The following is a 23704-nucleotide window of genomic DNA, read 5'->3' as shown; positions in this document are numbered from 1 at the left end:
GCGTCGCGGTGCCGGGCCCCAGTGGCCCGGCACCGCCCCAGCATCCATTCGTCGGCCAGCCACCGCGTCGCGCCTCGACGCCGTGAACGTTGCTCGTCACGGCTCCAGCAGGCTTTCGACAGGTGCACACGCTCGACAGGGCCAGACGCGTACCGTGCCGTCGTCATGCGTCGAGACGAGCCGCTCGCCGTCCGGGCTGAAGTCGACGGTCTCCACGGAGGCGCCGAATCCCCCGAAGGTCACGGACTGCGCGGCCTCCGAAGCGTGCCACAGCCGAGCGGTGCCGTCCTTCCCGGAGCTGAGCACCCATTGCCCATCAGGGCTGAACGACACGTGCCAGACCGGACCCTCGTGTCCTCGCAACACCATCGGCGCGACGCCGCTCGTGACGGAGCGAATCTGCACGGTGCCGTCGAAGCCGGCACTGGCGACCCGCTGTCCGTCCGGACTGAAGGCCACAGCCCAGACCAATCCCTCGTGACCGGGAAGGAGCAGTGGTTCAGCCCTGCCGAGAGCGTCCCAGATCCGTAGCGTGCCCTCCGCGCCGGCCGTGGCGACCCTCTTGCCGTCCGGACTGAAGGCGGCGTACCGGATTTCTTCGGCGACTCGATGCACTACCGGCGCACTCTGGCCGGTGAGGTCCCAGATTCGCAGGCTCCCGTCGTTGCTGACGCTGGCCAGGCGACGGCCGTCAGGGCTGAAGTCGGCGATCCACGCCTGCTTCTCGTGCCCGCGGAGCACCAGCGGATCGTTGTTGCCGGTGAGGTTCCAGACTCGTACGCTGCCGTCGCGGCCGCCGGTGGCCACACTCGTTCCGTCCGAGCTGACAGTGAGGCCGTAGACGTCGCCGTCGTGGCGGCCGAGCACCCGCGGCTCGGCCGGTGTGGCCAGGTCCCAGACCTGTACCGTGCCGTCTTCGCCGCCGCTGACCACCCGCCGCCCGTCCGGGGTGAACGCTGCGGTCCAGGTGGCTTTCTTGTGACCGCGCAGAATCAGTCGTTCGCTGCCCGGGTCCCAGATCCGTAGCGTGCCATCATCGGCCGCGCTCACCAGCCGGGATCCATCCGGGCTGAACGCCAACGCCCAGACCCGGTTGGTGTGGCCCCGCAGCACCAACGGGTCGCCGGCGCCGTTGACGTTCCAGATCCGTACGGTCAGATCGTCACTGGTGGTCGCGGCCCACTGCTCGTCTGGGCTCAGCGCGAGCCCTTCCACAGTGCCCTCGTGCCCACGCAGCACCACCGGCGCCGCCCGCCCGGTCAGCGGCCATATCCAGGCCGTACCGTCGGCGCTGGAGCAGGCCAGGCGGGTGCCGTCCTGGCTGAACACCAACGTCCTGGTGGCCTCACGCGGCCCGGTGAGAATCTTTCTGGTGGATCGGGTGGCAAGATCCCAGAGCCGTACCGTCGCGTCGTGGCCGCCGCTGGCCAACTGGCGACCGTCCGGGCTGAAGGCCACACCGACCGCGACCTTCGTGTGCCCACGCAGCACCACCGGCTGGCCGTCGCCACTGGCATCCCAGACCCGAATGGTGGTGTCCTCGCCAGCACTGGCGACCAACCGTCCGTCAGGGCTGAAGGCCGCTCCCCAGACCGGGCCTTCGTGCCCGCGTAGGACGATGGGCCCAGCGGTTCCATCGACCTGCCAGATCCGGACGGTGCCGTCCGAACCGGCGGTGACCAGTCGCTTCCCGTCCCGGCTGAACACCGGGCTCCAGACCTGTCCATCGGATCCGCCGGTGAGAGCCAGACCCGGTCCAGAGACGCCGTGCCCGGCCCAGTTCCATACCCGCACCTCGCCGTCCGTCCCGGTGGCCGCCACCCGCTGTCCGTCCGGACTGAACGCCACCCCCAGGGCCTTCTTGCTGCTCATCGGCACAACAGCCTGCAGCCGGTCATCGACGGCAGCCTGGCGGAGCGCCATCTCTGCACCGACGGTCGGGCGTGTGGTCAGAGCGCGTCGGGCGAGGCGTTGCGCCTGCTGCGGATCGATCTGCAGTTGGTTGTTCGCCTCGACCGTCAGCTGCCGGGAAACAGCGAGATCTCGTTCGGCGGTCGCCCGGTTCGCCTGCACCAGCGTCACTACCGCGAGGACGCTCACCACGACAACGGTTGCCGCGAGCCCGGTCAACGCCACGCTGATCCGCCGCCGTCGGGCTGCCCGGCGCCGGCCCTCTCGTGCCCGGCTGGTTTCCAGAAAGTCCCGCTCCAGGTCGCTGAGGTCCATCACCCGGTGCGTGCCCCAGAGTGCCAACTGGACCCCCCGATACAGGAATCCGTCCGCGCGGTCGTGCCGATCCCACTCGGCGGCAGCTCCGGTCAGCCTGCGGTGGGAGCGCAGCAGCTCCCGATCTTCGTTCAGCCAGCGGCGCAGCCGGGGCCACTCCTGGATCAGGGCCTCGTGGGCCACCATGACGCCCTTCTCGTCCGCCGTGACCAGCCGCGCGGCCGTCAACCTGCCCAGCACCTCAGCCGCGGCCAACGGATCGGCCCCGCCCACCAACTCAGCGAGGGGTGCCCGGCGTCGGGTGTCCTCGGTGCCGTCACCGAGGGCGGTCAGGCGAAGGAAGATGTCCCGTGCCAGCCCGCGCTGCCCCTCATCGAACTGCCCGTACACCCCCTCAGCGGTACGGGTGATGGCGCCATTCACCCCGCCCGATTCGCGGTAGTGGGCCAACGTGATCCGCTTGCCCTGCCGACGGCGCGAGGTCTCCAACAGTGCGTGGGACAGCAGCGGCAGCGCACTCGTCTGACCACCAACGTCCGCCACGGCCATCTCCACCAACGCCGGATCGACGAGCAACCCGGCGCGCTGGGCGGGACCGGTGATCGTCCGGCGCAGATCCTCATCGTCCATCGGGCCGATCAGCAGCTGGTGCTCGTGGAGAGCGGCCACCAGGGCCGGATAGGCGGCGCACCGACCATAGAAGTCGGCTCGCACACCGAGCACCACGCGGACCCGGGGAACCTCCGCCGCGGCGAGCAGGGCGGCAATAAACCCCGACCTCTCCTCCTCGTCGCGGCAGAGCGTGAAGAGCTCCTCGAACTGGTCCACCACGATGAGCATGTTCGCTACCGATGGCCGGACATCGAGAATCTGCTCGATTGTTGCGCGAATACTGGCCGGGTCATCGGTCAGGCGGCGCTGGACCGTGTCGCGAGTCAGGTCCGATCCATCGACGAGCTGGAGCGCGAGTTCTTCGATCGGGTGTTCGCCGGGCGTCATCAGCGCCGTGGCCCAGGCTGGCTGGCCCTTGACGGGATTCTCGACAACGGCCGCTATCAGACCCGCTCGTAGCAGGGATGACTTGCCCGCACCCGACGGGGCGAAAACCGCGACGAACCGGAGGCGGGTAAGCATTGCGCGGAGCTGAGTCACCAGGCGCTCGCGTCCGAAGAACCATTCTGAGTCTTCTGGTTGAAAGGCTGCCATCCCCCAGTACGGCCCGCGACCGACTCCCACCGTCTCGCTGGACGTCACGCTAGCGATCAGACTGTGCCACCGTTCGGCCCATTCGGCCGAATCTCCGTCACAGGCGGCCACATACGCCAGTGTCACCTGAAGGCTCGGCACGGTCTCGCCGCTGGCCGCCTTTGCCAGCGTGGTCACCGAGAAGTGCGCACGTCTGGCCAGTTGGCGGTACGTCGGCGAGCCTGCCTTTGTCCGCAGCTGGCGCAGGTCGAGCGCGAACCGCTCCAGCTCGCCTGCCTCCGGGTCCAGTGGCCGCTCAGGTCTTCCCACGTTGTCCCCCGTCGCAGAGTTGTTTGTCAGCCTGGCGACATGATTGGCAAACAATCTATTGGCGACTATATCTAGTTCCGTGAACGCCAATCGGCGAGTGTCGGATAGCGGCCACAGCACAACTAGGCGTGCGGCCACGTTCGACGACCCGGCGCGACCGGCGGCACGGAGGAGGAGCGAAAGGGACGTGTGATACACGCCATGAACGGCATCGCTGCTGCCGCCAACAGCACCGATGGTCGCCATGGGATCGGGGGGTATCACGCGATCCTCGAATAGACGAGGGGGTATTCGCTGACAAGCTCACTACCGAGAACACGTCCATCTCTGACGCATTATCAGTTCAGGAAAGGTAGACATGAACATCACCCCTACTGCAGCTGAGAACGGTGCCTCGCGACCCCGACCTTCGGTACGGCACCGATTCGCGGCCCTCGCGGTCGCCGTCGGTCTACTCGTGCCGCTGGCGGGATCTCCGGCCTCCGCCGCATCCGTCGACGCCCGGCCGGAGACCGTGACCAGCAGCGGCCTGACCGAGGTCGGATTCGGAACCCAGGCATGGGGCGACTGTCCGGCCGGCTACGCCTGCCTGTGGACCGGCCTCAACGCGACGGGAACCATGTACATCCTGGCCCGCTGTGAGCCCAACTTGGCCATGCCGTCCGGCATGAACAACAACATCGAGTCGGTACGGAACCGCGGCGGAGGCACGATGCGCCTCTTCGACAACGCCAGCGGAACGGGGACGCCGCTGCAATCGATCTGGAATAACAGCAAGAACGTCAATCTGGCGACGAGCGCAAGGAACAAGGCCAGCTCGCTCCGCGTCGACTGCTAGGACGCGCAACGATGGGGGCGGCGACGGAGTCCCGTCGCCGCCCCGTCAACCTGCTCTGGTGCTCAGGGGGCCGTGTAGAACGCGGCGTCGAGCACCTCGCAACCCTCGCCGAGCTGGTCGCTCACTGCCGCGCGGCGCCGTAGAGCCGGCTCACGGTCTCGGCCACGCAGACGGGCTTGCCGCCGCCGTCGCTTTCCACGGTGACCGTCACGACCAGCTGCACACCGCCGGTGACCGGCGACACGTCGGCGATGGTCGCGGTGGCCCGCACGGCGGCGCCGACCCGCAGCGGCGCGGGGAAACGCACCCGGTTCAGCCCGTAGTTGACGCCCATCGCCACCCCCTCGACCCGGTAGAGCCCGCCCGCCAACGCCGGCAACAGCGAGAGGGTGAGGTACCCGTGGGCGATCGTCGCGCCGAACGGCCCCGCCGCGGCCCGGACCGGGTCGACATGGATCCACTGGTGGTCGTCGGTGGCGTCGGCGAACAGGTCGACGCGGCTCTGCTCGACGCGTTGCCACGGACCGGGCCCGAGGCTCTCGCCGGTCGCGGCGGCCAGCTCCTCGAACGAGGTGAAGACTCTCATGCCGGATCTCCCTACAACTGCTAGAAGGCGTTGACGCCGGTGAGCGCGCGTCCGATGAGGAGTTGCTGGATCTGGCTGGTGCCCTCGTAGAGCGTGGCCACCCGGGCGTCGCGCAGATACTTGCCGACCGGATACTCGTCGATGTAGCCGTACCCGCCGAAGACCTGGACCGCGTTGTTGGCCGCGCGGACGGCGGCCTCGCTGGCGAAGAGCTTGGCCGTCGACGCCTCGGTGGCGAACGGCTGGTCCCGGTCGATCAGGTCGGCCACCTGCCACACCAGCAGCCGGGCGGCGGCGGTGTCCACAGCGATGGCGGCGAGCAGTTGTTGGACCAGCTGGTGTCCGGCGATCGGCTTGCCGAACTGGGTGCGCTGCCCGGCGTAACCGACCGCCGCGTCGAGGCAGCCCTGCGCGATGCCGACGCACCCGGCGGCCACCGACATCCGGCCCTTGGCGAGGGTGCCCAGGGCCAGGCGGAATCCGGCGCCCTCGGCGCCGAGGCGGGCCGTGTCGGGCACCCGCACCTCGTCGAAGCCCAGCTCGCCGGTGGCCTGACCGCGCAGACCGAGCTTGCCGTGGATCTCCCGGCGGGTCAGCCCCGGGCTGTCGGTGGGCACCAGGAACGCGGTGATGCCCCGGTGCCCGGGGCCGCCGGTGCGGGCGAAGACCAGCGCGACGTCGGCGGTGGTGCCGTTGGTGATGAACATCTTCGTGCCGGTGAGCAACCAGTCGGTGCCGTCGCGGACCGCCCGGGTGCGCAGCGCGGCCGCGTCCGAGCCGCTGTCCGGCTCGGTCAGCGCGAAGCAGCCGAGTGCGGTGCCGGCACAGAGCCCGGGTAACCACTGGGCCCGTTGTTCGGCGCTGCCGTGCGCGGCGATCGACTTCGCGACCAGGCCGAGGGAGACCGAGACGATGCCGCGCACCGCCGAGTCGCCCCGGCCCAGTTCCTCCAGGACCAGGCAGTACGCGAGGTGGTCGCCGCCGGAACCGCCGTCGGCCTCGGCGATGGTCAGCCCCAGGAAGCCCAGGTCACCGAGCATGCCGACGATGGCGGGGTCGACCGATTCGCGGCGGTCCCAGGCGGCTGCGTGCGGTAGCAGCTCGCGGTCGGCGAATTCGGCGGCCAACTGGCGGACCGCCGCCTGCTCGGCGGAGAGGGTGAGGTCCATGACGCTCAAACTAGCGGTGATAGTTAAACGCGTCCAGACCGGGCCTTCACCGGTCGGAGGTCAGACCGACGTGCCGTTCGGCGGTGAACGCACGGGCCAGCTCCGTCCGCGAACGGATACCCAGCCGGTGGAACACGTTGCGCAGATGGTGGTCGACCGTACGGATGGAGAGGAACATCCGGGCGGCGATCTCCCGGTTGGTGGCGCCCTCGGCGACCAACTCCGCGATCCGCAGTTGCTGGCCGGTCAACAACCGCGCCGCGGGCAGGTCCGGCGGACCGATCGACTCCCCGGCCGCCCGCAGCTCCGTGGTGGCCTGCTCGGCCCAGCACTCCACCCCGAGCAGGCTGAACATCTCGCGGGCCTGGTGCAGGTGCGTCCGCGCGTCGCGAGGACGTCGACTGCGGCGTAACTCCTGACCGAAGAGCAGTTCGGTACGCGCCCGCTCGAACGTGCCGGCCTCGGTGGGGTGCAGCCGCAGCGCCGCCTGGAAGTCCCGTTCCGCGTCGGCGCCGCCCCGGGGAGCCAGCAGTGCGTGGCACCGCGCGGACAGGGCCCGGCGCAACGGGCTCGCGGTGCTGCTGGCCCACCTGTCGAACGCGGCGAGCGCGGCCGTCGCCGCCGGCCGGTGCGCGAGGTGCGCCGCCGCCTCCACCAGGTACGGCGTGGCCATCACCTGCACGAGAACCTGACCTCGGCGCGTGCCGAGCCGGGACAGCGACGCCAACCGGTCCGCCGCCTCGGCGTGCCGGCCGTCCACCAGGTCGAGCACTGCCAGGGCCCACGCGGCGAGCGCGTGCGGGCGGCTGCCCGGCGTCGGAAACTCGCCGATCTCCCGGATCCGCCGCAGGCTGGTCTCCCGGTCGGCCCGGATCGCGGCGAGGACGGCGAGCATGCCCAGGTGGACGTTGGCGCAGTTGACCTGCCCAGTGGCCCGGGCGACACGCAGCCCGTCGCGGGAGCTCTCCGCCGCCGCCTCGTGTCGACCCAGCCAGTACTCGGCGACCGCCCGCAGTTCCAACGCCCGCGACAGCGTGGACAGCTCACCCCGTTCCCGGGCCAGCTCGACCGCGCGTTCGGCGAGCCGGTGGGCCGCGCCGTCCACAGCCACCAGCAGTCCGGCCGCCGCGGCGCAGCTGAGCGCGGTGGGGGTCAACGCCCAACCGGTCAGCCGGTCGCCCAGCACCACGGCGCGGCGCAGCGCGGGTCCGGCCCGCTCGTGGTCGCCCCGCAGGGTCGCCGCCACCCCGGCGATCAGACAGCCCATGACCTCCAGGGCCGGCGGGTCGCCGGGGCGCCGCAACGCCAGCGCCCGCCGGCCGACCTCGGCGTAGCGGTACTGGTCGCCGGTGAAGCAGACCGCTTCGCCGGCGCGTACCAGCCCGGTCAACGCCAGGGCACGGTCGGTGCCGTCCACCGCCGCGGTGGCGGCCAGCAGCGTGGCCGACGCACTCGAGGCGGTGCCGCAGCGCAGATCAAGCTCGCCGCGAAGCAGGTCGGCGCGACCCCGGACGACCGGGTCGACGCCGACCGCGCGGAGGCGGTCGAGCAGCAGCCGGGCCTCGTCGGGTTGTCCCCCGGCCCAGGCGTACCGGGCCGCGGCCAGCAGACGGGTGCCGGTCAGCCTCGGCTGGTCGCTCAGTTCGGCGGCCCACCGCAGGGCCACCGAGGCGGCGGCCCAACCGTCGGATCCGCCGACCGCCGCCTGTTCCAACTCGGCGGCGAGGGCCGGATCGGCGCCCGCGGTCGCGGCGGCGAGGTGCATCGCCCGGCGCAGCCGCTGCCCGTCCGCGACCAGCACCTCGGCGAGCAGTCGGTGCGCCGCACGGCGCTCCGCCAGCGGCGCGCTGGCCGCGATCATCGCGCGCACCAGCGGCTGCGGAAAGGTGACGCCGCGTTGCTCGACGCGGACCAGGCCGGCGACCTCCGCCGGGGCGAGTGCCTCGACCTCGGCGCCAGCAGCCGCCGCGGCCCGGATCAGGGTGCCCGGCTCGCCGTCCTCATCGAGCGCGGCGAGCAGCAGCACCCGTCGGGTCTCCGGGGGCAGCCGGTCCAGCCGGGCGCGGTACGCGCGAGCCAGCGCTCCGTCCGCCGGTGGCGCGGCGGGCAGCGACTCCTCGCCCCGCCACTGCCCGGCGGTGAGGACCTCGGCGAGGTCCACCAGGGCCTGCGGGTTGCCGCCGCCGACCGTGGCCAACACGCTCAGTGCCGACGCGGCCGGCCGGTCGGGAAGCCGCTCGACACTGTCGCGCCCGGCCAGCCGACCGAGTCGATCGGTGAGGACGGCGCGACTCTCGTGCTCGCTGAGCGCGCGCAGTCGGTGGGCCGGTATCCCGTCGAGGTTGGCGGTGACGTCCGCGGTGAGCAGGACGGCGAGCGGCAGGTGCCGCACCCGGCGGGCCACGAACGCCAGCACCTGAGCGGTCTGCGGGTCACCTCGGTCGATGTCGTCCATCGTGGCGAGCAACGGCCGGTCCCGGGCGGCGGCGGTGAGCAGCCCGAGCACCGCCATCGACAGGGTCAACTGGCGCTCGGCCGGGCAGCTCTCCCCGGCCAGCGCGCGCCGCAGCAGGTGGCGCTGCTCACCGGGGAGCGCGGCGGCCCGGTCGAGCACCGGGTCGACCAGACGTTGCAGGCCGGCGTACGGCAGGGCGGCCTCCTCGGCGAGCCCGCCGCCGGCGAGCACCGTGCAGCCACCCTCGGCGTGTCGATGGGCGTAGCCGAGAAGCGCCGTCCGGCCCGATCCGGGCTCCCCGCGCACCAGCAGGGCACCGCCGGCGTTGGTCATGCCGTCGAGCAGGCTCCGGACCGCCCGGCACTCGTCGTCCCGGCCACGCAGCACGGTTAGTTGCACTCTTGATGCAGTAACCATGCCTGCCAGTGTCACCCATCGGAAACCGAATGGAAAGAGGGGGCGATATCGGGCCGGGCCGGAATCAGTCGGGCGCGACCTCGGCCAGCAGAGCGCCCACGGTCCGGGCCATCACCGCGCGGGCCTGGTCCACGCCGAGACCGAGCCCGTAGCGCAGCATCGACCAGGCCTGCCAGGTGCTCGCCGCGACCAGGGCATTGAGCAACTGCTCCCGTCCCGTCCCGGCCTCGGCTAACTCGACGGCGAAGAGCTCCTCGACCTCGTCGCGGACCCGTTCGATGTGCTTGAGACGGTTGCGGTGCAGCTGTTCGGAGACCGGCTCACGCATCTGGGCGGCCCGCGCCGACGGCGCGATGAGCTGGAGCAGCCGAGCCCGCTGCCGGCAGTACGCGTCGACCCGCTTCGCCAACGGCAGCCCGGGTGAGATCGGCCGGTGGGCGGCGTCCTGCTGGCGGAGCACCTCCGCGCCGCTGGCCTCGAAGAGCGTCTCCATGTCCTTGAAGTTGGTCCAGAGGGTGCGCAGCGAGATGCCGGCCCGCTCGGAGATGCGCTCCCCGGTCGGGCGGAGGTCACCCTCGGAGATGAGCGCGAGGTGCGCCTCGACGATGGCGGCGCGGGTCCGCTCGGCGCGGGCGGTACGTCCGTCGACCCGGCCCGCCACATCGACTGCGTCCATCCGCCCTCGCCCCCTCACCGCCACGGCGTCCCCCGACGCACCGCCGAGTCTAGACAGCCGTTGATCAGCGGCTCCGGACGCTCCGCCGACGCCGTCATCCGGCCCGGCCGGTCAGTGAGACGCCGCCGTCGCAGACGATGGTCTGCCCGGTGATCCAACCGGCGTCGTCGGAGGCCAGGAAGGCGACCGCGCCGGCCACGTCGGACGGCAGGCCGAGGCGCCCGAGCGGGTACCGCGCGGCGACCTCGGCCTCCCGTCCGTCGTAGAGGGCGGCGGCGAAGCGGGTCTTCACCACGCCGGGAGCGACCGCGTTGACCCTGACCGTCGGCCCCAACTCCACGGCGAGGCTGGCGGTGAGGTGGTTGAGCGCGGCCTTGCTGACTCCGTAGCAGTCGATGCCGGGCGACGGACCGAGCCCGGCGATCGACGAGACGTTGACGACGCAGCCGCCACGCTCGCTCAGGCCGGAGGCGCAGACCTCCTGCACCCAGCCGAGCGCGGCGACCACGTTCACGTCGAGGATCTTGCGGGCCGCGGCCAGGTCCAGCTCGACCAGCGGGCCGTGCACCGGGTTGATGCCGGTGTTGTTGACCAGCAGGTCCACCGGCCCGAACGCCGAGGTGACCGCACGCACCGCGGCGGCCCGATGCTCGGGATCGTCGGCCCGGCCCGGCACCGCGAGGGCGTGTGCCGGACCGCCAAGGGCGGCGACCGCGTCGGCCAGCGCCTCGGGTCGGCGGGCGGTCAGGCTCACCCGGGCGCCCTCGGCGACGAGGCGTTGGGCGATGGCCAGACCGATCCCGCGACTGGCGCCGGTGACGATGGCGACCCGGCCCGCGAGTCGGCCCGAATATGCATTCACGGTGCAGATAGTAGGAGCGTCGATCGGTATCGGTCAACGCCTTCGACGGTCGGCCGGCGGGCCGCGCCGGCAACACGCGCGCAGCCGTCCGACCGGGCGTGGTCGGGCGGGACCACGCCCGGTCGGACGTCGGGGCTGCGGGGCGTCAGGAGCCGGTCGGCACCCCGTTCGCCGGCGGCGCAGCCGGGGTGGCGGTGTACTCGTTGACCGCCCCGTCCGCCTCGTCCGTCTCGTACGCCGGCCCGAAGTAGCTCTGCACTCCACCGCTCACCCGGCTCAACCGCTGGCCGCCGTACCCGGAGTGGTCCTTGGCGGAGAAGCGCAGCGGCACCAGCCCCGGGCCCTGGAAGCCGCCCTTCTGCACGGCGTCGAGGACCTTCTCCCGGGTGAGGTCCTTGCCGGCGGCCAGCAGCGTCTGCACGAAGAGATAGCCGACCGACATGCCGTAGACGGTGTTGCCGTCGAACGGCGCGTCCCCGTTGTGCTCCTTGTTGACCTTCATGAAGAGCTGGATCCACGGGTTGGCGGTGTCGTTCTGCATCGGCAGGTAGTTGGTGCCGACCATGCCCTCCAGCAGTGGCGCCGCGGCGCCGAGCTGCTTGGCCAGGGTCGGGTGGTCGGCGCCGACGTTGGAGACCAGCCACTGCGGCTTGAAGCCCAGCCGCGCCGCCGTGCCGACGGAGAGCGCGGTGAAGCCGGGCACCGTGGCGAGCACGACGACCTGGCACCCGGCCGCCTTGAACGCGCCGATCTGCGGCGCCACGTTGGTGTTGCTGGTGACGTACGTCTGCTTGGCCGCCACGGCACCGGCGCCGAGCACCTTCTCCACGCCGGCCAGGCTGTCGCGGCCGAAGTCGTCGTCCTGACCGAGGAAGCAGACCTTCTGGCCGGCCAGGTTCACCTTCGCGTAGTTGGCCAGGATCTTGCCCTCGACCGTGTAGTCCGGGTTGAACCCGAACGTGCCCGGATACTTGTCGGGTTGGTCCCAGCTGCGGCTGCCGGAGGCGACGAAGAGGTCGGGCACCCGGTTACTCTTGAGGAAGTCGAGCACACCGGTGTGCGTCGGCGTGCCCAGACCATTGAGGATGGCGAAGACCTTGTCCTGGAGGACGAGCTGGCGGACCACCTGCTGGGTGTTCGCCGGGTTGTAACCGTCGTCCATGATCTTGTAAGTGATCTTGCGGCCGTGCACGCCACCATTGGCGTTGACGTAGTCGAAGTACGCCTTCGTCGCCGGGGCGATCTTCGAGTAACCGGCCGAGGCCGGCCCGGTCAGCGGCATGTGGGTGCCGACGACGACCTCGGTGCCGGTGACGCCCGGCACCGACGCCCCGCCGGAGCCGGGGCCGTCGTCGCCGCCACAGCCGGCCGCGGTGATGAGCAGGGCAAGGGTGCTGGCGATCGCGAGGCCGCGATGCGCTTTACGGTGCATGGGAAACACCGACCTTTCTCGGTCCGGTTCTTCGGGGAACGGTGTGGTGGTGGGGCGCCCGGCCGAGGCCGGACCGAGGACAGCTCAGGAACGCCGGGTCGGCCGCCTGGCCAGCAACGCCCGGCCGAGACGCGACAGCAGACCCTGCACACCGCCGGGGGCGGCGATCATGACGACGATCAGGGTGAGTCCGAAGATCGCCAGAGGCAGGTTGCCCTCCATCCGCTGCGCCACCGAGGGCGAGAGCGTGAGCGTCTCGGTCAGCGAGTGGGTGAGATCGGGCAGGGCGACCAGCAGGACCGCCCCCCAGAGCGCGCCGGTCAGTCGACCCAGGCCACCGATCACCACGGCCATCAGCAGGAACAGCGACAGGGTCAGCGAGAACGCGCCGGGCGAGACGCTCTGCGCGAGCACCGCCAGCAGCGCGCCGCCGAGCCCGGCGGTGGCGGCGCTGACCACGAACGCGAGAACCTGGGTGCGAGCCACATGGATGCCGGCGAGGCGGGCCGCCACCTCGTCGTCGCGGACCGCCCGGAAGGTCCGCCCGTACCGGCTGCGGATCAGGTTCGCCAGCAGCAACAACGCGAGCAGGGTGGCCGCGCCGGTGACCCAGAGCTGCCACCGCTCGTACGGGAAGTACGGGCCGAGCGACAGCGGCGGCGGCTCGACCGGCACCGACAGCCCCTGCTCGCCGTTGAACACGCCGTCGAAGGTGACCGCCAGCGCCGGCACCACCACGGCCACCGCGAGAGTGACACCGGCGAGATACGGGCCGCGTAGCCGGGCCGCTGCCACACCGACCACCGCGCCGACCGCGACCGTGCTGACGATCGCCGCGGCCAACGACAGCGGCAACAGCCAGCCGCCGGTCAGCCCCCGGTCGGCGAACGCGGTCTGGCAGAGCGCCACCGTGTACGCCCCGGTGGCCATCAGCGCACCGTGCCCGAGCGACAGCTGACCGTTGAGCCCGGTGAGGACGGTCAGCCCGGCGGTCGCGCACAGGTAGGCGGCCACCGTGGCGAGCTGGAAGTTGCGGAACGGCTCGACGGAGTAGCTGACCGCCACCAGTAGCAACCCGGCGGCCAGCACCACCGCGAGGTGGCGCAGCAGGGTGGAACCGCGTCGCCGGTCGACCGGTCGGCTGGCCGGGTCGTCGAGCTGCTCCCTCGGCGGCACCGCCGCCTTCGTGGCGCTCACACCCGCCTCGCCGCGACCGGGGCGAACAACCCACCGGGTCGGACCAGCAGCACCGCCAGCAGCAGGACCAGCACCGCGAGCGGGGTGAGGTCACTGCCGGCGTAGCCGCTCACGTAGGAGAGCAGCAAGCCCACCACCAGCCCACCGACCACCGCCCCCGGTGGACTGTCCAGCCCGCCGACCACCGCCGCGGTGAACGCCGAGACGAACACCAGGTCCATCGCGTGCGGGTGCAGGCCCAGCTCGGTCGGCAGGACCAGCATCGCGGCCAGCGCGCCCACCCCGGAGGCGAGCGCCCAGCCGAGGGTCAGCATCCCACCGACGTTGACCCCGAGCAGCCGGGAGACCTCCGGAGCGAAGGCCGCCGCGCGCATCCGCAACCCCACCGGGGTACGCGCGAACATCCAGGCCAGCCCACTGACCACCACGCCGATCGTGGCGAAGACGAACAGGTCGTACGGGGACAGCACGGCGACGCCGCCCACGGTGAGGGCGGACCGGCTGAACGGGGCTTCGGCGGGGCGGAACTCGCTGCCGTACACCATGCCCAGCACGGCCTGGATCAGCAGCACCAGCCCGAGCGCGACGATCACCGGGTTGAGCGGTGAGGCGTGATCGACGTGCCGCATCACCACCCGGTCCACCAACGCACCGAGCAGCAGGCCGGCGACGATCGCGACCACGAAGCCCAGCCAGTAGGAACCGGTGGCGGTGCTGACGGTGTAGGCGACGTACGCGGCGGCCACGGCCATCGCCCCCTGGGCGAAGTTGACGACCCGCGCCGCCCGCCAGATGAGCACCAGGGCCAGCGCGAACGCGGCGTACACCGCGCCCCGGGACAGGCCGTCGACGGTGAGGAAGACGAAGCGGTCCAACAGTCCTCCCTCCGGGGGACGAGATGGTGGTCAGAAACCGAGGTAGGCGTGGCGCAGGTCGACGTCGTCGCGCAGCTTCGCCGCCGGGGCGGCGATCACCACCCGACCGAGGGACATCACGACGCCCTGGTCGGCGACGGCGAGCGCGCTGCGCACGTTCTGCTCGACCAGCAGGACGGTCAGGCCGGTGCGGTCGCGCAGTTGGCGGAGCAGGGCCATGGTCCGGGCGACCACCCGGGGGGCCAGGCCGAGCGACGGCTCGTCGAGCAGCAGCAGGCGGGGTCGGCCGACCAGGGCCCGACCGAGCGCCAGCATCTGCCGCTCGCCGCCGGAGAGCTGGTGACCGAGGTGCCGGCGGCGGCGGGCCAGCGGCTCGAAGAGCTCGTAGACCTCGTCGAGGGCCCGCCCGGCGTCGGCCCGGTCGCGCCGCCACAGCCCGCCCAGCCGCAGGTTCTCGTCGACGGTCAGCTCACTGATCACGCCCCGACCCTCCGGGACGTGCGCCATGCCGCGTCGGACGAGCTGCTCCACCGGCGTCCCGCGAAGGTCCTCGCCGGCCAGCAGGACCTGGCCGGCGGCCGGGCGGATCATGCCGGAGAGCGCACGCAGGAGGGTGGTCTTGCCGGCGCCGTTGGCGCCGACGACGGCGGCGATGGTGCCGGCCGGGACGGTGAGGTTGATGGCCCGCAACACGGGCGCGGCCCCGTAACCGGCGACCAACCCCCGCACGACGAGCAGATCGGTGCCGCTCATGGGGAGACCTCTTCCTCGACGGTGGCACCGAGGTACGCGTCGGTGACCGCGGGGTCGTCGCGGATCTCGTCCGGGGTGCCGGCGGCGATGACCCGGCCGAAGTCGAGCACCACGAGCTCGTCGCAGACAGCCATCACCAGGTCCATGTGGTGCTCGACCAGGAGCACGGCGCAGGGGTCAGTGTCCCGCCGGGGCAGTTGACGGACCAGCTCCGCCAGCTCGGCGATGTCGTCCGCCCCGAGGCCACCGGCCGGCTCGTCGAGCAGGAGCAGTCGGGGGCGGGCGGCGAGCGCGCGGGCCAGGGCGACCCGCTGCCGTACGGCGAAGGGCAGGGTGGTCGGCGCGGCCCCGGCGTGCTCGGCGATGCCCAGCTCGTCGAGGATGGCCAGGGCGTCCGCGCGCAGCCGGCGTTCGTCGCGGTCGCTGGCCGGCAGCCCGAGCAGTGCCGGGACGAAGCCGGCACGGGCGGTGTGCGACGCGCCGGTCATCACGTTCTCCAGCACGCTCAGCCCGGCGAAGAGCCCGGTGCCCTGAAGGGTCCGGGCGATGCCGAGCCGGGTCAGCCGGTGCGGCCGTGGCCGCAGCGGGCGGCCGTCGAGGGTGAGTGACCCCGTCTCCGGTGCGACGAAGCCGCAGATCACGTTGAACAGCGTGGTCTTGCCGGCGCCGTTGGGCCCGATGACGCCCACCACCCGGTTGGGTGGCACCCGCAGGGACACGTCGTCGAGGGCGGTGAGGCCGCCGAAACGGACGCCGATGTGGTGCAGTTCCAGGCCGCGCTCCATCACCCATCCCTCTGTCGTGGCGGGTGTTTATTTACACTCGCAGTGTACGTTTCTCGGGTTGGGCGTCAAGACCTTCAATACCCCTTCACGCACGTGGACGGGGCGGCCGCCAGCGGCGACCGCCCCGTGACCGCCGTCAGGCGCTGGGACAGGTGTTGCGGTACTCCTGGATGGCCGAGCCGCTCGGGCCGGGGCAGAGGAACTGCTCGTAGCGGGTGTCGTCGTCGACGAACCGCTTCAACCAGGCCACCATCTGCCGCGCGGTCGGCGTGTTCGTGGTCTGCGGGAAGAAGTGGCTCGCCCCGTTCAGCTCCAGGTACGCCTTCTCGGCGGAGGCCGGGATGCTGTTGTAGAAGGGCACCGAGTGCGACGAGACCGGCGCGACGCTGTCGCTCTCCCCACCGATAATCAGCGTGGGCACCCGCAGCTCGGACCAGCTCTTGTCCAGGTTCCACGGCGCGAGCGGCACCGCGGCCTGCAACGACGGCCGGGACGAGGCCGCCTCCAGGCTGCCCCCGCCGCCCATCGAGTGGCCGGCCACCGCGAGTCGACTGCTGTCGATCCGGGTCCGTACCGAGCTGCGCTGGGTCAGGTAGTCCAGCGCGGCCAGCAACTGCCGGCCCCGACTGTCCGGCTGGTCCAGCCGACTGTTGGTCTCGATGCCGATCACCACGAAACCGTGCGAGGCGATGCGGGGTCCGAGCCAGCTGATGCTGGACCAGGCCGCCGTGTAGCCGGGCGAGATGGCGATGGCGCCGAAGGTGCCCTCGCTGGTGCTGGTCGGGTAGTAGATGACGCCGCCGCCGAAGCCGGTGACACTCAGCGAGGACACGTTCTGCGACGCGGTGGAGAACGGTCCGCGACTGGCCTCCAGGATCGAGGTGGTCGGGGCGGGGCCGCGCTCGTAGGGGCCGGCGGCCTGGGCCGCGCTGGACGACCCGGCCAGGGCGCCACCGGCGGCCAGGACGGCGGCCAACGCGAGCCGGGCGGCCCGGGCTGCGACGGAACGGGGACGGGTGGTGGTTGGTGAGGACACGTCGGGCACTCCCTAAAGTCGAGGGATATCGACGTGTGTCAGTTTTGGCTGCTCCGCCGATCCTGGCATCGGCGAAATCACCAGTCCCGGCGCGAAATGCCGAGATCAGTCGTGTTTCGACCCTCTGACCAGGGGTAGCAGGGCAGGCGCCGGCCCGCCCACGTGCCATGGAGAGGTTCATTCAGTGGATTCCAGCAAGCCCGCCGAGGCGGTCAAGAACGCCGTGAAGACCGCCTCAGGAAAGATCGCCGACGCCCTCACCCCCGACATCCCCGGTGCGCCGGGGAGCGCGCCACCGACCGTCGAGGAGCCGACGACGCCGCACGATCCGCTGCCGCCGAAGCCGGAACAGAGGGCACCGCAGACGCGTACCCCGACCGGCGCGGAGACCGGCGCGCCGACGACCGCGAACGGTCAGCAGGGAGCCCATCTCACGACCGCGAACGGGGCGCGGCTGCGCGACACCGACCACTCGCTCAAGGCCGGCCCGCGTGGCCCGGTGCTCCTCCAGGACCACCACCTACGCGAGAAGATCACGCACTTCGACCACGAGCGCATTCCGGAGCGTGTCGTGCACGCCCGTGGCGCCGGCGCGCACGGGGTCTTCACCGCGTACGGCACCGCCGAGGCGGTCACCCGTGCCGGCTTCCTCAAGAAGGGTCGCGAGACCGACGTCTTCGTCAGGTTCTCCACTGTGCTCGGTTCACGGGGTTCGGCCGACACGGTCCGCGACACCCGTGGCTTCGCCACGAAGTTCTACACCGACGAGGGCACCTTCGACCTGGTCGGCAACAACATGCCGGTCTTCTTCATCCAGGACGCGATCAAGTTCCCGGACATCATCCACGCCGGCAAACCGCACCCCGACCGGGAGATCCCGCAGGCGCAGAGCGCCCACGACACGTTCTGGGACTTCGTGTCGCTGCACACCGAGGCGCAGCACCACACCATCTGGAACATGTCCGACCGGGGCATCCCGCGTTCGTACCGGACGATGGAGGGCTTCGGCGTGCACACCTTCCGCCTCGTCAACGAGGCCGGGGAGACGGTGCTGGCCAAGTTCCACTGGAAGCCGAAGCTGGGCGTGCACTCGCTGACCTGGGAGGAGGCCCAGCTGCTCGGCGGCATCGACCCGGACTTCCACCGACGCGACCTCTACGACGCCATCGAGGCCGGCGCGTATCCCGAGTGGGAGCTGGGCATCCAGGTCTTCCCGGACACTCCCGAGGAGACCTTCGCCGACATCGACCTGCTCGACCCGACGAAGATCGTGCCGGAGGAGCTGGCCGAGGTGCAGCCCATCGGGCGGCTGGTGCTCAACCGGACGCCGACGAACTTCTTCGCCGAGACCGAACAGGTCGCCTTCCACCTCGGTCACCTGCCCCCGGGCATCGACGTCACCAACGACCCGCTGTTGCAGGGCCGGCTCTTCTCGTACCTCGACACGCAGCTCACCCGGCTGGGCGGGCCGAACTTCACGCAGATTCCGATCAACCGCCCGCACACCGCCGTGAACGACATGCTGCGCGACGGCTTCCACCAGCACGCCGTGCACGCCGGCGTCGCACCGTACCGGCCGAACTCGCTCGACGGCGGCAACCCGTTCCCCGCCGGCGACGCCGAGCAGGCGTTCGTCGACGTGCCGGTCACCGTGGCCGAGGCCCCGAAGGTACGTGCCAATCCGGCCTCGTTCGACGACCACTACAGCCAGGTCCGCCTGTTCTGGCTGAGCATGTCGCCGGTCGAGAGGGAGCACATCATCCGGGCGTACACCTTCGAGCTGGGCAAGTGCTACCACCAGGCGATCAAGGAGCGCCAGCTGCAGAGCCTCGCCAACATCGACCCGGTGCTGTGTGAGCAGGTCGCCACCGGCCTGGGCCTGCCGGCACCCCGGCCGACCGTCGCCCTCCCCGACGTCACGCCCAGCCCGGCGCTGTCGCAGGTCGGTCGGGAGTGGCCGAGCGACGGCCGCACGGTCGGGATCGTCGTCGACCCCGACGGCGACCTGGACGGCGTCGACGAGGTCCGCCGGGCGGTGTTCGGTGCCGGCATGGTGCCGCTGCTGATCGCCCCGCACGGCGGCATGGTGGGCGACCTGCCGGTGCAGCGCACCTTCGCCACCGGTCGTTCGGTGGAGTTCGACGCGGTCCTGCTGGCCGGAGCGCCGGTGCCCGCACCGGATGCCCTGCCCGCCCGCGACGACAAGGCGGGCACGCCGGCCCCGGCGACCGTGGACCCGCGCGTGCTGCTGCTCGTCGAGGAGTGCTGGCGGCACGCGAAGGCGATCGGCGCCTGGGGCGCCGGCGTCACGGTGCTGGAGCAGGCCGGCGTCGCCGGCACCCCGGGCGTCGTGGCGGCGGGCTCGGCTGCCGAGGCGTTGACCGCGGTGCAGCAGTTGATGGCCGCGCACCGGGTCTGGGAACGATTCCCCGCAGCGGTCGCCTGACCCCACCATCGACGAGGGCCGTTCTCCGCACCACCGGGAGGACGGCCCTCGTCGCGTCCACCCACCGCACGGGATCCGGCTCGTTCCCGTCGGCATCGGCGCGGCGGAATCAGCCGATGTCGGCCAACCGGGGCAACACCTCGTCGCCGAGCCGCCGGGCGAACTCGACCGGGTCCCGATCCGGCGTCACCTGCACCTCGCTCACCCCGAGCGCCGCGTACTCGGACACCTCGGCGAGAAACGCGTCGGTGTCGTCCAGCGGCGCCTGGGAGGCGACCACCGTCTTCTCGATGGTGTCGTAGTCGCGGCCCTCGGCGGCGCAGTGCCCGCGCAACACGTCCAGCTTGCGGGCGATGTCGTCGACGCCGGCGCGGCCGAACAGATTGCAGGCGTCGGCGTACCGGGCCACCAGCAGCAGGGTCTTCTTCTCGCCGCCACCACCGATCATGATGGGCGGGCGCGGACGGCTCAACGGCTGTGGCGAGTTGATGGTCTCGGCGAGTTGGTAATGCCGCCCGTTGAACGGGCCGTCGTCGGCACTCCACATCTGAAGGCAGACGCGCAGCGTCTCCTCCAACCGCTCGAACCGCTCGGCGACCGGGACGACCGGCACACCCAGCCCGAGCTGCTCCCGCTCGTACCAGGAGGCGCCGATGCCGAGGCGGGCCCGGCCGCCGGAGAGCACGTCGAGGGTCGTCACGGTCTTGGCCAGCAACCCCGGGTAGCGGTACATCACGCCGGTGACCAGCACGCCCAGTGTCATCCGCTGGGTCACGGCCGCGACGTAGCCGAGCGTGGTGTACGCCTCCAGCATCGGCTCCTCGGCCGCGAAGACCGCGTCCATCTGGAAGAAGTGGTCCATCACCGTGAACGACGCGACCCCGGCCTGCTCCGCGACGCTCGCCGCCTGCGCCAGGGTCGGTGCGATCGCGGCCGGGTCGGCCGGAGTCGAGTAGTTCCAGTAGTGCAGCCCGAGCTTCATGTTCGGCACCTCCGCACCGAGCCTAGTGCCGTCCGACGTCGGCCGGGGCGGCTCGGAACCGCCCACGGTCGGGTCCCGCGCCGTCCATTACCGGATCATGACAATTCGGCGACCACGCGCGGATATCCGGCTGGCAGCTTTCGGTGCGTGATCCCACAGCCCACCAGGTCCCGGCCCGCCGAGCGGGAGCCCGACGCGACGCGCGTCCGGTTCCGCCACCGCCAACGAATTGGGCCCGCACCCGCCGCCGCCGGCTCACACCGAGCGCAGTGGGCGGATGCCGCGAAGGGCGTCTGCATCGTCCTCGTCGTGCTGTGGCACGTCGTCGTGAAGGACTACCTCCAGATCGACTGGCACGTCGGCGTACCGGTGCCGGGCTTCTGGGGAACGCTGGGTGAGCAGTTCCTGCCGCTGCGGATGCCGCTGTTCTTCACCATCTCGGGCGTCTTCGCGGCGAACGCCGCCCAGCGGCCGTGGCGGGTCGTCGCCCGCAGCCGGATCGCCGGGTTCCTCTACCTGTACGCCGTCTGGCTGCTGATCCACACCGTGGTCCTCGCCGCCGCGCCGGAACTGCCGACCGACCGGGCCACCTCGGTGCTCGGCCTGCTGGAGCAGCTCACCGTCACGCCGTCCAACCTCTGGTACCTGTACGCCCTGGCGCTGCACTTCACGGTCGCCAAGGTGACCCGCCGGGCGCCCCGGGCGCTGGTCCTGGTCCCCGCCGCCGCGCTGTCCGCCGTCGCCGCCGCCGGCCTGCTGGACACCCCCGGCAATCGCGCCGGCCTCTACCAGAACCTGGTCTTCTTCCTCGCCGGGCTGTACCTGCGGCCACAGATCCAGCACTGGGCCGCCACCGCCAGCCGCCGCCGGCTGGTGCTGACCTCGGGTGGCTACGTCCTGGCGCTCGCCGCGATGGCGGTGACCGGTGCCCAGCAGTGGTTCGGAGTATGGCCGGCGGTCTCGGTGCTGGCAGTGATCTTCGGCATAACCGCAGCTGCCCGGCTGTCGCGCTGGTCGGCGCTCAGCGAACCGCTGGCTAGGCTCGGCCGCATCACCCTGCCGATCTACGTCATTCACATGCCGGTCCTGGCCCTGCTGCACCGGCTGTTGCTCGTACCGGTTTCCGGGCTGGCTGGGTCCGCTCAGGGCCTGATCGTGCTCGGTTATCCGATTCTGCTGAGCGGGCTGGTGATCGGTCTGAGCCTGGCCGTTCACCGCGGGCTGCTGGCGGTGGGCGCGGGCTGGCTGTTCGCGCTGCCCGGCAGGCGCACGGTGGAGGCGGCCCGATGAGCGCCCTCGCCGAAGCCCTGGTCGACCTGGACGCGATCGCCAGCAACGTGCGGACGATCGCGTCGGTCGCCGGCACCGGACTGATGGCCGTGGTGAAGGCCGACGGGTTCGGCCACGGCGCGGTGCGGGTGGCCCGGGCCGCGCTGCGCGCCGGCGCCTCCTGGCTGGGAGTGACCTCGACGGCCGAGGCGTTGACCCTGCGCGAGGCGGGTGTGACAGCGCCCACGTTGAGCTGGCTGCACGGCCCGGATGACGACTTCGGTATGTTGATCAAGAGTGGCGTCGACGTCGGCGTGTCCACGACGACGCACCTGCACGCCGTCGCCGACGCGGCCCGTCTGCTCGGCGCACCGGCGATGGTGCAGCTCAAGGCGGACACCGGGTTGTCCCGCAACGGGGCCGCCGGGGACGACTGGCCCGAGTTGGTCGGTTGGGCCCGCAAGTACGAACGAGAGGGTGGGATCCGGGTGCGCGGGGTGTGGTCCCACCTCGCCGACGCCGACCTTCCGGGCGCACCGACGCTCACCCGCCAGGTGGCGATCTTCGAGGAGGCGCTGCGGACCGCGCGGTCGGCGGGCCTGGACCCTGATCTCGTCCACCTGGCCAACTCGGCGGCCGCGCTCTCCGCACCGCGGACCCGGTTCGACCTCTGCCGGATCGGGATCGCCCTCTACGGCGTGGATCCGTTCGGCGTGAGCGGCCCGGGTGAGTTCGGACTGCACCCCGCGATGACCCTGCGAACCCGCGTGGTCAACGTCAAGCGGGTGCCGGCCGGCACGGGCGTCTCCTACGGGCCCGACCACGTGACCGGCACACCGACCACGCTGGCGCTGCTGCCGCTCGGTTACGCCGACGGGTTGCCCCGGGCCGCGGGGGGCAGCGCCTCGGTGTGGCTCGCAGGCCGGCGGTGCCCGATCGTCGGGCGCATCGCCATGGACCAGTGCGTGGTCGACGCCGGGGATCTTCCCGTGACGATCGGCGACCCGGTCGTGGTCTTCGGCCCGGCCGAGAGCGACCAGAACCCTCCGACGGTCGTCGAGTGGGCCCGCTGGGCCGACACCAACCCACACGAGATCTTGACCGGCATCGGGGCCCGGGTGGCCCGCGAGCACCTCCATGGAAGGGCACGGAACTCATGACAACCCGACTGGCAGTGCTGTACGGCGGGCAGAGCGGCGAGCACGACGTGTCCTGCCGCTCGGCGGCGAGCATCCTGGCCCACCTGGACCGTGAGCGGTACCAGGTCACCGAGGTGCTCATCGACCGCGCCGGCGGGTGGCACGTCGGCGGTCGACCGACGCCCCTGCCCGCGGCCTTGCGTGTGCTGCGTGCCCAGGAGGTGGTGTTCCCGGCCCTGCACGGCCCGTACGGCGAGGACGGCACCGTGTCCTCGCTGCTGGAGTGGCTCGGCGTGCCGTACGTCGGCAACGGCGTCTTCGCCAGCGCCGCTGGCATGGACAAGGGGGTCACCAAACGGCTCCTCGCGGCGGACGGTCTGCGGGTCAGCCCGGGGGTGACCCTGCGTCCCGGTGAGGTCCTGTCGGCCGAGGACCAGCGTCGGCTGGAGCTGCCCGTCTTTGTCAAGCCGGCCCGTGCCGGGTCGAGCCTCGGCGTGTTCAGGGTGGACGACTGGGCGGGAGTTCCCGCCGCGCTGGAGCAGGCCCGCCAGGTCGACCCGAAGGTGCTCGTCGAGCAGGGGGCCCGGGGGCGCGAGATCGACGTGGCCGTCCTCCAGCACCCGGACGGCCGGGTGCAGGCCGGTCCGCCGCTGGAGATCCGGGTGACCGGCGCCGGCTTCTTCGACTACGACGCGAAGTACGACGGCGGGGCGATCTTTCAGATTCCCGCCCCGCTCGACGCGGCGACCACCGAGGTGCTTCAGGACCGGGCGATCCGCGCCTTCCAGGCCCTCGACTGCCGTGGGCTGCTGCGGGTCGACTTCTTCCTGCCCACCGAGGGGTCGACCGAGCCCATCGTTAACGAGGTCAACACGTTCCCCGGCTTCACCGCCGCGTCCCAGTTCCCGCAGATCTGGCAGCAGGCCGGCGTCGGCTTCGCCGCCCTGATCGACATCCTGATCGCCGGCGCGCTGGCCGACCGGGACCACGGCCCCCACAGCGGGCTGCCCCGGCCGCAACGCGCGGTCGACCACCTGGTGTGAGTC

General features: G+C 71.7%; 18 protein-coding genes. 5 read left to right on the top strand and 13 right to left on the bottom strand.

Features of this window, described 5'->3' with window-relative positions:
- Positions 1–96: 96 nt before the first annotated feature.
- Positions 97–3987, bottom strand: coding sequence for an nSTAND1 domain-containing NTPase (locus ACZ6NZ_RS08760; RefSeq protein ID WP_465857145.1), 3891 nt, complete (start codon positions 3985–3987; stop codon positions 97–99).
- A 112-nt stretch (positions 3988–4099) separates the two neighbouring features.
- Between ACZ6NZ_RS08760 and ACZ6NZ_RS08755 the strand changes: the two genes are divergently transcribed.
- On the top strand, positions 4100–4579 hold the full coding sequence (locus ACZ6NZ_RS08755) for a peptidase inhibitor family I36 protein (protein WP_465857143.1): 480 nt from the start codon (positions 4100–4102) through the stop codon (positions 4577–4579).
- Positions 4580–4700: 121 nt separating this feature from the next.
- On the opposite strand, the gene ACZ6NZ_RS08750 is transcribed toward ACZ6NZ_RS08755, so the two are convergent.
- The 11 genes from ACZ6NZ_RS08750 to ACZ6NZ_RS08700 form a co-directional block, all read right to left on the bottom strand.
- Positions 4701–5165: a MaoC family dehydratase gene (locus ACZ6NZ_RS08750; protein WP_465857141.1), complete on the bottom strand. Its 465-nt coding sequence runs from the start codon at positions 5163–5165 to the stop codon at positions 4701–4703.
- A gap of 20 nt (positions 5166–5185) precedes the next feature.
- Positions 5186–6334 carry an acyl-CoA dehydrogenase family protein gene (locus ACZ6NZ_RS08745; protein WP_465857139.1) on the bottom strand — a complete coding sequence of 383 codons (1149 nt, stop codon included), beginning with the start codon at positions 6332–6334 and terminating at the stop codon, positions 5186–5188.
- Positions 6335–6380: 46 nt separating this feature from the next.
- On the bottom strand, positions 6381–9206 hold the full coding sequence (locus ACZ6NZ_RS08740) for an AAA family ATPase (RefSeq protein WP_465857137.1): 2826 nt from the start codon (positions 9204–9206) through the stop codon (positions 6381–6383).
- Positions 9207–9270: 64 nt separating this feature from the next.
- Positions 9271–9882: a TetR/AcrR family transcriptional regulator gene (locus ACZ6NZ_RS08735; RefSeq protein WP_465857135.1), complete on the bottom strand. Its 612-nt coding sequence runs from the start codon at positions 9880–9882 to the stop codon at positions 9271–9273.
- Positions 9883–9976: 94 nt separating this feature from the next.
- The gene (locus ACZ6NZ_RS08730) at positions 9977–10744 is read right to left on the bottom strand and encodes an SDR family oxidoreductase (protein ID WP_465857133.1); all 768 of its coding nucleotides are present in this window, start codon (positions 10742–10744) and stop codon (positions 9977–9979) included.
- A gap of 145 nt (positions 10745–10889) precedes the next feature.
- Positions 10890–12176, bottom strand: a complete 1287-nt coding sequence (locus ACZ6NZ_RS08725) for an ABC transporter substrate-binding protein (RefSeq protein ID WP_465857131.1) — start codon at positions 12174–12176, stop codon at positions 10890–10892.
- A gap of 84 nt (positions 12177–12260) precedes the next feature.
- A complete protein-coding gene (locus tag ACZ6NZ_RS08720; RefSeq protein WP_465857129.1) occupies positions 12261–13373 on the bottom strand; it encodes a branched-chain amino acid ABC transporter permease in 1113 nt (370 codons plus the stop codon).
- A complete protein-coding gene (locus tag ACZ6NZ_RS08715) occupies positions 13370–14248 on the bottom strand; it encodes a branched-chain amino acid ABC transporter permease (RefSeq protein ID WP_091399163.1) in 879 nt (292 codons plus the stop codon). Before ACZ6NZ_RS08715 ends, ACZ6NZ_RS08720 begins: the two co-directional genes overlap by 4 nt.
- A 30-nt stretch (positions 14249–14278) precedes the next feature.
- Entirely contained in the window at positions 14279–15001 is a 723-nt protein-coding gene (locus ACZ6NZ_RS08710) for an ABC transporter ATP-binding protein (RefSeq protein ID WP_465857126.1), read from the bottom strand.
- Positions 14998–15786, bottom strand: a complete 789-nt coding sequence (locus tag ACZ6NZ_RS08705; protein ID WP_366606341.1) for an ABC transporter ATP-binding protein — start codon at positions 15784–15786, stop codon at positions 14998–15000. Before ACZ6NZ_RS08705 ends, ACZ6NZ_RS08710 begins: the two co-directional genes overlap by 4 nt.
- A gap of 136 nt (positions 15787–15922) precedes the next feature.
- Complete coding sequence (locus ACZ6NZ_RS08700) at positions 15923–16822, bottom strand: alpha/beta hydrolase family protein (RefSeq protein WP_465857124.1); 900 nt, start codon at positions 16820–16822, stop codon at positions 15923–15925.
- A 184-nt stretch (positions 16823–17006) separates the two neighbouring features.
- Here ACZ6NZ_RS08700 and ACZ6NZ_RS08695 point away from each other — a divergent pair, with 184 nt between their 5' ends.
- Positions 17007–19268 (top strand): catalase, encoded by a 2262-nt coding sequence (locus tag ACZ6NZ_RS08695; RefSeq protein ID WP_465857122.1) that lies wholly within the window; start codon positions 17007–17009, stop codon positions 19266–19268.
- A gap of 109 nt (positions 19269–19377) precedes the next feature.
- On the opposite strand, the gene ACZ6NZ_RS08690 is transcribed toward ACZ6NZ_RS08695, so the two are convergent.
- Positions 19378–20250 carry an LLM class F420-dependent oxidoreductase gene (locus ACZ6NZ_RS08690; protein ID WP_465857120.1) on the bottom strand — a complete coding sequence of 291 codons (873 nt, stop codon included), beginning with the start codon at positions 20248–20250 and terminating at the stop codon, positions 19378–19380.
- A 147-nt stretch (positions 20251–20397) separates the two neighbouring features.
- On the opposite strand from ACZ6NZ_RS08690, the gene ACZ6NZ_RS08685 reads away from it, so the two are divergent.
- Genes ACZ6NZ_RS08685 through ACZ6NZ_RS08675 form a run of 3 tightly spaced genes read left to right on the top strand, consistent with a single transcriptional unit; the run spans position 20398 to position 23701 of the window.
- The gene (locus tag ACZ6NZ_RS08685) at positions 20398–21540 is read left to right on the top strand and encodes an acyltransferase family protein (protein WP_465857118.1); all 1143 of its coding nucleotides are present in this window, start codon (positions 20398–20400) and stop codon (positions 21538–21540) included.
- Positions 21537–22679 (top strand): alanine racemase, encoded by a 1143-nt coding sequence (gene alr, locus ACZ6NZ_RS08680; protein ID WP_465857116.1) that lies wholly within the window; start codon positions 21537–21539, stop codon positions 22677–22679. Before ACZ6NZ_RS08685 ends, alr begins: the two co-directional genes overlap by 4 nt.
- Complete coding sequence (locus ACZ6NZ_RS08675) at positions 22676–23701, top strand: D-alanine--D-alanine ligase family protein (protein ID WP_465857114.1); 1026 nt, start codon at positions 22676–22678, stop codon at positions 23699–23701. Before alr ends, ACZ6NZ_RS08675 begins: the two co-directional genes overlap by 4 nt.
- Positions 23702–23704: the final 3 nt, after the last annotated feature.

The organism is Micromonospora sp. NPDC047756 (assembly GCF_055587245.1).
The sequence above is the reverse complement of the archived record's forward strand: the minus strand, read 5'-3'. Positions and strand labels throughout refer to the sequence as shown.

Coding starts and splice junctions, on each gene's coding strand:
- ACZ6NZ_RS08760 (WP_465857145.1), bottom strand. CDS start 3,987: ATGGCGACCATCGGTGCTGTTGGCGGCAGCAGCGATGCCGTTCATGGC.
- ACZ6NZ_RS08755 (WP_465857143.1), top strand. CDS start 4,100: ATGAACATCACCCCTACTGCAGCTGAGAACGGTGCCTCGCGACCCCGA.
- ACZ6NZ_RS08750 (WP_465857141.1), bottom strand. CDS start 5,165: ATGAGAGTCTTCACCTCGTTCGAGGAGCTGGCCGCCGCGACCGGCGAG.
- ACZ6NZ_RS08745 (WP_465857139.1), bottom strand. CDS start 6,334: ATGGACCTCACCCTCTCCGCCGAGCAGGCGGCGGTCCGCCAGTTGGCC.
- ACZ6NZ_RS08740 (WP_465857137.1), bottom strand. CDS start 9,206: ATGGTTACTGCATCAAGAGTGCAACTAACCGTGCTGCGTGGCCGGGAC.
- ACZ6NZ_RS08735 (WP_465857135.1), bottom strand. CDS start 9,882: ATGGACGCAGTCGATGTGGCGGGCCGGGTCGACGGACGTACCGCCCGC.
- ACZ6NZ_RS08725 (WP_465857131.1), bottom strand. CDS start 12,176: ATGCACCGTAAAGCGCATCGCGGCCTCGCGATCGCCAGCACCCTTGCC.
- ACZ6NZ_RS08710 (WP_465857126.1), bottom strand. CDS start 15,001: ATGAGCGGCACCGATCTGCTCGTCGTGCGGGGGTTGGTCGCCGGTTAC.
- ACZ6NZ_RS08705 (WP_366606341.1), bottom strand. CDS start 15,786: ATGGAGCGCGGCCTGGAACTGCACCACATCGGCGTCCGTTTCGGCGGC.
- ACZ6NZ_RS08690 (WP_465857120.1), bottom strand. CDS start 20,250: ATGAAGCTCGGGCTGCACTACTGGAACTACTCGACTCCGGCCGACCCG.
- alr (WP_465857116.1), top strand. CDS start 21,537: ATGAGCGCCCTCGCCGAAGCCCTGGTCGACCTGGACGCGATCGCCAGC.
- ACZ6NZ_RS08675 (WP_465857114.1), top strand. CDS start 22,676: ATGACAACCCGACTGGCAGTGCTGTACGGCGGGCAGAGCGGCGAGCAC.